Annotated in this window: 8 protein-coding genes and 2 pseudogenes; 5 read left to right on the forward strand and 5 right to left on the reverse strand. The window is 41.8% G+C overall.

Annotated elements, in window-relative coordinates:
- Window positions 1-220: 220 nt before the first annotated feature.
- Window positions 221-901 (reverse strand): two-component system response regulator RppA, encoded by a 681-nt coding sequence (gene rppA, locus IM319_RS18275; protein ID WP_286826595.1) that lies wholly within the window; start codon window positions 899-901, stop codon window positions 221-223.
- A gap of 119 nt (window positions 902-1,020) precedes the next feature.
- Complete coding sequence (locus IM319_RS18280; protein WP_287685473.1) at window positions 1,021-2,079, reverse strand: DUF2157 domain-containing protein; 1,059 nt, start codon at window positions 2,077-2,079, stop codon at window positions 1,021-1,023.
- A gap of 234 nt (window positions 2,080-2,313) precedes the next feature.
- Here IM319_RS18280 and IM319_RS18285 point away from each other — a divergent pair, with 234 nt between their 5' ends.
- From IM319_RS18285 to IM319_RS18295, 3 genes are all read left to right on the forward strand, one after another.
- Window positions 2,314-2,784 carry a DUF29 domain-containing protein gene (locus tag IM319_RS18285; protein ID WP_286826593.1) on the forward strand — a complete coding sequence of 157 codons (471 nt, stop codon included), beginning with the start codon at window positions 2,314-2,316 and terminating at the stop codon, window positions 2,782-2,784.
- A gap of 632 nt (window positions 2,785-3,416) precedes the next feature.
- The gene (locus IM319_RS18290) at window positions 3,417-3,857 is read left to right on the forward strand and encodes a Fur family transcriptional regulator (protein WP_286826592.1); all 441 of its coding nucleotides are present in this window, start codon (window positions 3,417-3,419) and stop codon (window positions 3,855-3,857) included.
- A gap of 58 nt (window positions 3,858-3,915) precedes the next feature.
- A complete protein-coding gene (locus IM319_RS18295; RefSeq protein ID WP_287736507.1) occupies window positions 3,916-5,562 on the forward strand; it encodes a DUF3685 domain-containing protein in 1,647 nt (548 codons plus the stop codon).
- Between the two features lie 53 nt (window positions 5,563-5,615).
- Here the strand turns inward: IM319_RS18295 and lysS are convergent, their stop codons facing one another.
- From lysS to IM319_RS22775, 3 genes and pseudogenes are all read right to left on the reverse strand, one after another.
- Window positions 5,616-7,337, reverse strand: coding sequence for a lysine--tRNA ligase (lysS, locus tag IM319_RS18300; RefSeq protein WP_287736508.1), 1,722 nt, complete (start codon window positions 7,335-7,337; stop codon window positions 5,616-5,618).
- 172 nt (window positions 7,338-7,509) lie between these two features.
- The gene (locus IM319_RS18305) at window positions 7,510-8,079 is read right to left on the reverse strand and encodes a TIGR04376 family protein (RefSeq protein ID WP_287674886.1); all 570 of its coding nucleotides are present in this window, start codon (window positions 8,077-8,079) and stop codon (window positions 7,510-7,512) included.
- 372 nt (window positions 8,080-8,451) lie between these two features.
- Window positions 8,452-8,590, reverse strand: a pseudogene (locus IM319_RS22775) (RNA-guided endonuclease TnpB family protein); the annotation flags it as partial.
- Between the two features lie 459 nt (window positions 8,591-9,049).
- On the opposite strand from IM319_RS22775, the gene lpxD reads away from it, so the two are divergent.
- Complete coding sequence (gene lpxD, locus IM319_RS18310; RefSeq protein WP_287736509.1) at window positions 9,050-10,081, forward strand: UDP-3-O-(3-hydroxymyristoyl)glucosamine N-acyltransferase; 1,032 nt, start codon at window positions 9,050-9,052, stop codon at window positions 10,079-10,081.
- A gap of 87 nt (window positions 10,082-10,168) precedes the next feature.
- Window positions 10,169-10,339 (forward strand): annotated as a pseudogene (locus IM319_RS18315) (gamma-glutamyltransferase); the annotation flags it as partial.
- Between the last annotated feature and the right edge of the window lie 138 nt (window positions 10,340-10,477).

Genomic DNA, 10,477 nt, shown 5'->3' on the forward strand with positions numbered 1-10,477 from the left:
ATTCTTGGGCTGCCCATTTCTCCATTTTTTTGCTTACCTCCACCTTAATTCCTTCTTTCAAAACTATACCTATCAATCGTTTCCCCTTTTTTTAAGTTTCTTCTCTTTTTGTTAAGAAAGATCTGACTAATGGATAGCTTATCAAGGGGGGATCGAACCTAAAATCCATTTTTAATTTAATTATAACCAGCTACTTATTCTCATTATCCTTCAGCATTCCCTAATTTTCCCCGAAACGGTAGCCCTTCCCATAGACAGTATTAATTAGAGGTGTTTCTCCGTCCGCTTCGATTTTACGACGCAGCAAGCGCATCAGGGCAGGAACCACGTTACTATTAGGTTGCTCTCCTTCTGACCAGAGATGCTGATAAATTTGTTCATGGGTGAGAAGTTGACCCGGATGGGTCATAAATAAAGTCAACAATTGTACTTCTTTGACTGATAAACTAATCGTGCGACCGTGACGATAGGCCACTTGATTTTCGCTATCGAGTTCCAAATCAGCAGATTTTAATTTACTGCTATTACTAGCTTCAAAATTGGGAGAACGACGCAATAAAGCGCGGACTCTCGCTAATAATTCTCGCAGTTGAAAGGGTTTGACTAAATAATCATCAGCACCGGCATCTAATCCCGCCACTCGATCGTCTATGGTATCCTTAGCGGTTAGAAATAAAACGGGAGTGGTGTCCCCTTGATTGCGTAAATATTGACAGATTTGTAATCCGGATTGCTGGGGTAACATCCAATCGAGAATTAAGAGGTCATAATTATTCTGTTGGGCCAATTCTAACCCCGTCCGACCATTATTAGCAATATCAACGTCATAGCCTTCTTGAGCAAGAATTTGTTCTAAGGGTTCGGTTAATTCTTTTTCATCGTCAACGATAAGTATTTTCATAAAAGTAAAAAAGATGGTGTTGGGTGTTGGGGTGTTGGGGTTTTGGTTTTTTTTAGTTGAATCTCCCCATTTCCCCATGTCCCCATATCCCCATGTCCCCATATCCCCATTTCTCCTAATTATCTATCTTTGGGTAATAAATTGCGCCATTCGAGAGGGATATAACTTTCAATAAATCTAGCCAGGGTTGGGTAATGACGCTGATACAGAACTCCCATATAGATAATACCAAGTCCCAAGACGGTTAGAGCAAAGGGAAAGAAAATTGAATCGACAAAGAGACGATAGGAGAGATAGGAAAGATAGGCAAATACTCCGATACCTCCGAAAACCACAAATAATCTTCTTTTTAGCAGGACGGATAATAACATCAATCCCAAGTTAATTAGACAGTACAAAAATCGTTGTGCTTCATTATCATCGATGAGGAGAGATAGACTAAACCAAAACATAATTAATCCGAATAGGTATAGCCAAAAAGCAAAATCTCCCCGACTGCGACGCTGACGTACATCAATTAAATAGGCAGTTATTAAACAGGCAATTCCAAACCAAAAGGATACCCACATTCGCAGTCTCCATGTGTATTCGTTCTCTCCAAATAGTAAAGGAGTTAAGTCCATTGACATATACCACAGACTAAAAGCGATCGGTGCAGTTAAAAAAGGAAATTTAACAAATCTCAAGGTTATTAATCCTGCGATAATCGTGCCTAATTCCATTAAAAACCAACTACCTTTAATCCATGTATGAAAATCTCGATAGATGCCCGGATAGCCAGCTTGCCAGTATCCTGTCCAGCGTTGTAAACCATAAATTGCTAAGGGAGTCATTGCCACTGCCATGGTAAATAAAAGGCCGCCGGGGATTTTGAGATTTTGCTGAAAATAGAGATTTTTTCCCGTAAAAATAAAACAAACTGCATAAATCAGGGCGATAAAAAATAGGCCCGCACCGCCGAAACTCTCCCAAGCTTCGTTCATAAACCACCCCAGGGCGGAGATAACAATTAATGCCCCAAAATAATAGGACACATTGGCAAAATTAAAACGAGGGCGATTAACTTCATCTTCTTGGGGATAACGGGATAAAAAAGCCGTCCATAAATTTTCAGCTTGGCTGGCAGTAATTAGGTTTTGTTGTACCGCCCAATCAAAATCTTCTCTTTCTAGTCTCATAATATTCTCTAGTCCTTAAGCTAAGATGTATTTTAACCGCCTATCTCTTTACTGTTGCAAGAGTGCCTCTTACCTGTTAAATGCTTAATTAACAGCTTATCCTAAGGATAAGGGAATAGGGAATAGGTGCAAATGTTAAATCCTGTAATAAAACTTAACATTTACCGCTAGAAACATCCGAAATCTGCAAAATAGAGTATAATTCAGTCTAGATTAACTATTATCGAAGCAATTATGATAACTAAATCAGAACTCTATGAACAAGATTTTCAATTATGGCTGATCACAACAATAGGTCAGTTGGAACAAGGAGATTTTCAGGCATTAGATGTATCTCATTTGGTTGAGGAGTTGAAAGAATTGGGTAAATCAGATAAAAATGCCTTGGAAGGAAATTTAATGATTTTGCTGGCTCATTTACTGAAATTACAAGTACAATCCTCCGCTCCTGAAAGCATGAAATCTAGCTGGTATAGCTCCATTGTCGAACATAGGGAACGAGTTATCGCCTTACTGGAAAACACCCCTTCTTTGAAATCTCATGTAGCAATCGCCATCGATAAAACCTATCCTAAAGGTCGTAAAATTGCCATCAAGGAAAGTAAATTGGCTGACTTTGGCATTGCGATTCCTCCAGAGGAAGCCTATCCCTTAGACTGCCCTTTTTCCTTAGAACAAATTCTTGACGAAGATTTCTATGGCTGATAATTCAAAATGCTGCTAAAAAGTCTTCAAATCTCAAAAACTGGGAAGCTATACAAGTCACATCTGTCTCCCGATACTAACCGATTCGACTGACCTTAAATAGAGCTTACAAGCTTTTTTGCCCAACCCTAGTTAATCAGCCTTCACGCATAAGTAAAAATTATAAATTTAAGATAAACAATTAAAATATTTAAATATTTTAGGCGATTAGTTAAATGTAACAAGTAAGTTACAAGGAGAGTGTTTTTCCTGAATTTGCCAAAATTTGGCTGTAAATCGGGGTTGCCTACATTTACTAATATGGTATGATCGTGGTATGCTGTGGGCTTAGTTTTAGCATTAAATCTCAAATCAAGGGAAAACCGAGACAATCAGGGGACTACATTGATCCTCTTGCCCAAAAAAAGCCCATAGGGATAACATTTTTTTTTGTTGCAATTTTTGAAGTTTTGTAAAGGCTATTGACTTAGAACCAGAATTGTGTAATGTGGATCGAGAAATAGTCTTGAGTATTGACAAAAAAAACCCTTACCTGTAGGTAAGGGGTTGGGGGGACAATGTGGACATCGATCGAAAGACTAAGCTAAACTGGTAATGAGTATGTATTAGGGCGGAGGTCAAGGGAAACAACGATGGACAATGTGGAGGTAAAACAAAAACCGATCCGGTGTTTAGAAGATGCGATCGAAAGGTGTCAAACTTTAGGAATGCGGGTTAGTCGTCAGCGTCGCTATATTTTAGAATTGCTATGGCAAGCGCGGGAACACCTATCAGCGCGAGAAATTTATGATCGTCTCAATCTGCAAGGAAAGAACATCGGTCATACCTCAGTGTACCAAAACCTAGAGGCTCTATCGGGTCAGGGCATTATCGAATCTGTGGAACGCTGGGACGGCAGACTCTACGGTAACATCAGCGATTCCCACAGTCACGTCAATTGTCTGGACAGTCAACAAATAATCGATGTGCATATCGAACTTCCCCCGGAATTAATTAAACAGATCGAGGAATCGACAGGGGTAAAAATTACCGATTATCGCATCGATTTTTATGGCTATAAACAAAACAAATGAGCCAGATAACTGTATAATTGCCCCTGTGAATAGTCTCCGTTGACAGACGGCAACTCTTGTGATCGATCGCCCTCTCACCCTAATTATCATCGATAATGACCCGATTTTTCGCTTGGGTCTGGTGCAGGCCTTGTCGCAGATAGAAAATATTACTATCGTCACCGAAGGGGATTTAGAAACAATTTTCGCTTTGACTCTTAATCCGGCCCCCGAAATTATCCTTATCGATCCTCTTTTTGATTGGTCTTACTGTGAAATTCTCCACTCTCGCTATCCCGAAAGTAAAATTGTTTTATTAACCTTTCCTCTCGATTCCAGACAGCAACTAATCGCCAGAGAATTAGGCATCGCCGGTTATATTCCCAAAGGCACAAACCTAGAGCAATTTATCACTATTTTAGGGCAAATTTCCCGGGATGAAACCCACGATGTCGCCCCTTCTCCTCTCACCATTGCTACTCGTCCAAGTTTAGCCCCTAGCCATTGGTTAATCACTGCTGGAAAAACGGGATTAAATCGCATCGAAAGTGAATTACATTTAATTGATCTCCACCTCAATCAACAGTCTTTATCCGGCTTTGATCGCTTTTACTGGCAGGGAAGAAAACGAGAACTTTTAGCGGCTCTATGGCTAGTCAGAAAACTAATTCCTCTCGAAGGTAGTTATTACAATTCAGCTTCAGTCACACCCCCGGTAATAATTAACAATATCGCTGGGGAATTACCAATTTTAAGCCGCGAGCGTCCCCTCTGTGTTGCGGCGGTTTTTGAATCGACTTTAGCGGTCATTCGATCGCCTTTAATTAATAGAACCAAGATAAGTTTTGAAATTGATGTTTTACAGGATAATCGGCAACGGGAATTATTGTATTTAGTTCTCGATGAAATTCGCAAAAACGTCGATGAAATGAGATATTTACAGATTAGCAGCGGGGAATTAACCAGTCGCTTAAATCTGATTATTTACGATATCTGGGAGAAAGTTACCCGTAAATTTTTAGAAATTAATGCCTCGGTTTCTGACGAAATTAGTAAAAGCAGACTTAACGAAATTATTCTGGAAGAAAGAGAGGCAATTCAAACAGAAATCCTCAATAAAATTCCTTTTACTCTTGACTTATTTTCCTATTTATTGTACGAAAATAGTTTAACTATTGACGGAGTAGAATACCGGGCTAATGCTCCTGAAACCATCGCCAGAGCCGAAATTCTGCTGCAAAATCTCATTCATAATATTGCCAATGCAGTGACAGTAATTATTCTCAATAACTTCTCGGAATCGGAAAGAGTCAAACAAAAACTTTACCGTTCAGAATTTCTCATCGCCAGAAAATTAGCTAAAATCCGCAATGAATTATCTTGGAAATACCGACGGAAAAAATATTGGCAAGAACCCAAAGATATCTTTGAAAGTCAATATCAATTATTTCACTATAGCGAGGGACAAATCAAATCTCTAGCCATTTATTCCCCCCGACAGGAAGAATTAAATAGTTTAACAGGCATACCTTGGTTAGTTTCGATCGCCTTAGAATTAAGAGACTCTTTATCTCCGCGTTTACGCGCTTTTTTTCGGGTGGTGGGTAAGGGAGTAGTCTATATTCTTATCCAAGTTATCGGTCGCGGTATTGGGTTAGTAATTCGCGGGGTTTTACAGGGAGTCGGTAACACTTGGCAGGAAGTAAAAGGTAAAAAGGAATTATGAATTATAACTGATAACTGATAACTGATAACTGATAACTGAAGTAGTCCTAACTTTTACAATTCCTTATCAAAACTGTATTTATCGCGAATTTGTCCGACAAAAAACTGTCCTTTCGATGGTGCAGACTGAAAATCTTTATATACTGCCAAAGGTAGATCATGATAAAGATAGATACCACCGTGATTAAATTCCACTTTCAGAATTTTTTTTTCCTGATCGTAGTCAAAAGATTTAATCGCTGTACTTTGACTTTTTAATAAGGGGAAAGCAATCACATCGCGAATACTGGCAGAATCGGTTAATAACATGATCAGGCGATCGATGCCAATTCCTAGGCCTCCCGTGGGGGGCATTCCGTATTCTAAAGCGGTTAAAAAGTCCTCATCAACTCCCTGCGCTTCCAAATCTCCAGCCGCTTTTTTGAGTGCCTGTGCTTCTAATCTTTGCCGTTGATCGATGGGATCGGTTAACTCAGAAAAACTATTAGCTAATTCCCGTCCAACCACATATAATTCAAATCTTTCTACGAGGTCAGTTTTTGAGCGGTGGGGTTTAGCTAAAGGCGAAATTTCCACGGGGAAATCTAGTACAAAAGTGGGCTGTATTAGGGTTTCTTCGACTTTTTGTTCAAAAGCTTCATTTAGGAGCTTACCGATGGTTTTACAGTCCTCTGGAACGCCAATGCTGGCATTTTCTGCGGCAATACGAGCCGAATCGAAATCATCAAAACTATTAAAGTCAACCCCAGTTATTTCTTGGACTAATTCGTGCATAGTCACTCGTCGCCAAGGGGGAGTTAGGTCAATTTCCGTGTCTTGATAGGTGATTTTCAGCGTACCTAAAACATCTTGTGCAGCCTTAACAATAATGTTTTCGGTTAACTCCATCATGTCATAATAATCGGCGTAGGCCTGATAGATTTCGATGGAAGTAAACTCGGGGTTGTGTTTAGTAGAAACCCCTTCATTGCGAAAAATTCTGCCTAACTCGAAGACTTTTTCAAAACCACCGACTATTAATCTTTTTAGATGTAACTCGGTGGCAATGCGGAGATATAACTCCATCTCCAGCGTATTATGATAGGTGATAAACGGTCTAGCATCGGCTCCTCCCGCTTCACTTTGTAGCACGGGAGTTTCAATTTCAATAAAACCTTCTTGGTCTAAATATCTGCGAATGGCAGCGGTAATTTGGGCGCGACGGCGAAAAGTTTGTCGCACTTCTGGATTAACAATTAAATCCACATATCTTTGTCGATAACGTTTTTCTACATCGGTTAAACCGTGCCATTTATCCGGTAGAGGTAAGAGGGATTTGGTGAGAATTTCGTACTCGTTTACATAGATAGATAATTCGCCGCGTTCTGTGCGTTTAATTGTGCCTTTTGCTCCTAAAATATCTCCCGTATCGGTCAGTTTAATCACCGTGTTAAAGGCATTCGGCACGGCGGCCATGGTTTCAATAATGCGTTTTTTATCGAGGTATAATTGAATCGTTCCCGTTTCATCTTGCAGGTTAAAAAAGGCTAGTTTACCCATAATTCTTCGGGCAATAATCCGACCAGCAATGGCTACTTCGACGCTAATTTCTTCCCCCGGCGCTAAGTCAGCGTACTGCTCTTGTAATTGTTGAGCGTGAGCGGTAGATTTCCACTGGTAAGCGTAGGGATTTACGCCAGCTTTTTGCAATCCTGCCACTTTTTCTAAACGAGCGGCCCGGATTTCTTCGAGAGTAGAGGAGGGTTGATTTTCAGGATTTTGTGCTTGAGATGCCATCGTTTTCTAAGAGGAACAATTCTGGGGGATGGGGGTTGGGGGTTGGGGGTTGGGGGTTGGGGGTTGGGGTTTTAGGGTTTTAGGGTTTTAGGGTTTTAGGGTTTTAGTTGAAATTCCCCCACTTCCCCACTTCCCCACTTCCCCACTTCCCTAGTTCCCCTAATAACAATAGTTATCGTCCCATTTCTCGCTTTAATTTTTTCAATTCTTCTTCCATTTCCCATTCTTTAAATTTTAGATCGAGATTATCGTAGTTCGAGCGCTGATAGTCCGATTCTTGGGGTTGATCCCAAAAACTGGTTTCCCAGTCACGGGACTGATTTTTAGGGGATTTTTCGGCTTTAATTTGCACTTCTTGACGACGTTGTTGGACTTGTTGCAGTAACTCTTGGGATTGACTCAGACGTTTTTTCACCCCTTCCATCCGTCCCCAAAGTTGATTACCCTGACGAAATAGGGCCGCCTCGCGTTCACTAGCAGCCTTAACCAAGTCCTGCCGTCCAGCGGCCTTAGCCTTATCGATTCTAGCGTGCCAAGTTTGGATATCTTGGGCAGTGGCCAAAATTTGCTGTTCGAGACGTTGACGCTCATTTTCTAGGGCGCTAATCAGTTTAGCAGTATCGCGCTCCTGTTCGCGCAGTTGTTCCACCAGCGCCTGTAATTCTAATTGGGGATGACTTCTGAGAAATTCTTCCAGTTGGGTTTCAAGAAAGCGACTGACATCATCAAATAGATTGCCCATCGGTGCAATATCCTAAATTTTCAATTAAAGTCTAGGAGCGATTGATTTTAATCCCCCTCTTTTTAGCATAGGCTAGATCAACCCTAAGTTTAAATAGGGTTTGCGGCAAAAAGTTTTTCGGTGGGGTGTGGGGTGTGGGGTGTGGGGTGTAGGGTTTTACCGATTTTCATCTGCTCAATTACCTAATTTTCAGGGAAAAAGTCCCGGAATTTTCCCCCTGAACAATCCCAGACGAGGCACTTTTGGATTTCAAAAAGGTCTAAAAGTCTTATCCAACAAGGTTTTTAGATTTATTCAGCAAGCTCTAAATATATTTGGTAAATCTGACCTCCTCACCGTGCTCTCCGTGGCAGTGATGACCGACAGATCAAATGTTGAGAGGGTGGCACTCGTTGGCAATCCCTAGATTAATCCCTACTGATTGCCCGTTATTGGGAAGGGTTTCCAGTTTAATCTCAACGACAAGGCGTAAAAAATAGCGGTCTGTTGCATCTTCAATTACCCTAACCGATCAAGGTTCCGAAGAGATCAACAAAAGCCGTCGTGAAACTACGGGGTTTTCAAGCCAATTTTTCGATAACTTCTCCTTTTTACGGAAGTTTGTTGCCTCTCAACCTAGAAAATATTCAGCCATTTTTAATCTGGTAGAGCCTAGGTTTTCTTGGGGAGAGTCAGGAATTTTTAACCTGAATTTTCAAACAGTTTCCGAACCATCAACTCCGATCAGATTAATACTGTTCGGGTCAATTTTATTAACTCGATCGAGTCGTAAAAAATAAACTCAATCGGTTTTGGAGAGAGCAAACTTATCTCCAAAACTGCTCCAGATCGACATCGGCTTTGTTGAAATGGAAAACAGGGATTATTCCCTAAAAAACTAGCAACTTTTTTGACTATGATAACGACAAGATTATCAGTATAGTTTTAAACTATCCTATCATAAGCCCTATCTCGATCGCAGTATATATTTATGAAATTTAGTGAAATTGCCCAAAAATTAAGCCCTTTAGTGCAATCCCAGAGTTTGACCGCCTATCCCGACAGAAATCCCGAAATTAAAGCCATAACTCCCATCGAAACCGCCCTAGTCGATACCATTAGCTATATCGAAGGGGGAAAATTTGCTGCCTTTGTCGCCAAAACTGACGCTACTGCCCTAATTCTACCCCTTGATAGCAATTTACAACAACAGGCCGACGAACGCGGCATCCCTTGGTTAGCTAGTGCCAATCCCCGACTTTTATTCGCCCACGCCATCAAATTATTCTATCAACCCTTTCAGCCCCAACCCTACATTCACGCCACCGCCGTGGTGCATCCATCGGCTAAAATCGGCGATAAAGTCGCCATCGGGGCCCATGCTGTGGTAGAAGCAAATGTCACCCTCGGTGATGGGGTGTGCATTCATCCTAACGCCGTTATTTACCCCGGAGTGCATATTGGCGATCGCACAATTCTCCACGCTAACTGTACCATCCATGAACGGGTACAAATCGGCAATGATTGCGTTATCCACAGTGGTGCTGTTATTGGTGCTGAGGGCTTCGGTTTTGTGCCAGTTCCCGAAGGCTGGTTTAAGATGGAACAATCGGGTATCGTGGTCTTAGAAGATGGGGTAGAAATTGGCTGTAATAGCACCGTTGATCGCCCGGCAGTGGGAGAAACCCGCATCGGTAGCCAGACTAAGATCGATAATCTCGTCCATATTGCCCATAATTGCCAAATTGGCCAAGCTTGCGCCCTTGCCGGACAGGTAGGCATGGCAGGAGGCGTAAAATTGGGCAATCGCGTTATTTTAGCAGGACAGGTGGGCATTGCCAATCAAGCAGTGATCGGGGACAGTGCGATCGCAACCGCCCAAACTGGCATTCACAACGATATCGGGGCAGGAGAAGTGGTTTCTGGTTCTCCCGCTATGCCTCATAAACTATTCCTCAAGGTAGCAGCCGCTTACAAGCGTTTACCCGAAATCTATCAAGCGGTTAAGCAGTTGAAAAAATAGCCCTATTCAGGAGTCAGGAGGTAGGAGGCAGCTTTGTTCTCCCCACACCCCCAACCCCCAACCCCCAACCCCCACACCTCGATCAAAGTGACTCGCAAAAGCAAGGGCGCTATCGCCGCAGGACATCCAAAAACTGCCGAAGCTGGACAATTAATCTTAGAAATGGGCGGAAATGCCTTCGATGCGATAGTTGGCTCGATTTTAGCGGCTTTCGTGGTCGAATTCACCCTCGCTTCCGCGGGGGGCGGCGGTTTTTTACCGAAATTTTGGGTTAAAGCCCCGTCCTTTTAGGACGGCTTTTTAAACTATATCTTGTTAACTTAACTTTTATTGTGATATACTGATTTTGTCTGAGTACCCCCTGCGTAAAATGTTTGTCTTAGAGTTTAAAGTTAA

Origin of the sequence: Microcystis sp. M113S1 (assembly GCF_020246945.1) — a bacterium.
GTDB lineage: Bacteria > Cyanobacteriota > Cyanobacteriia > Cyanobacteriales > Microcystaceae > Microcystis.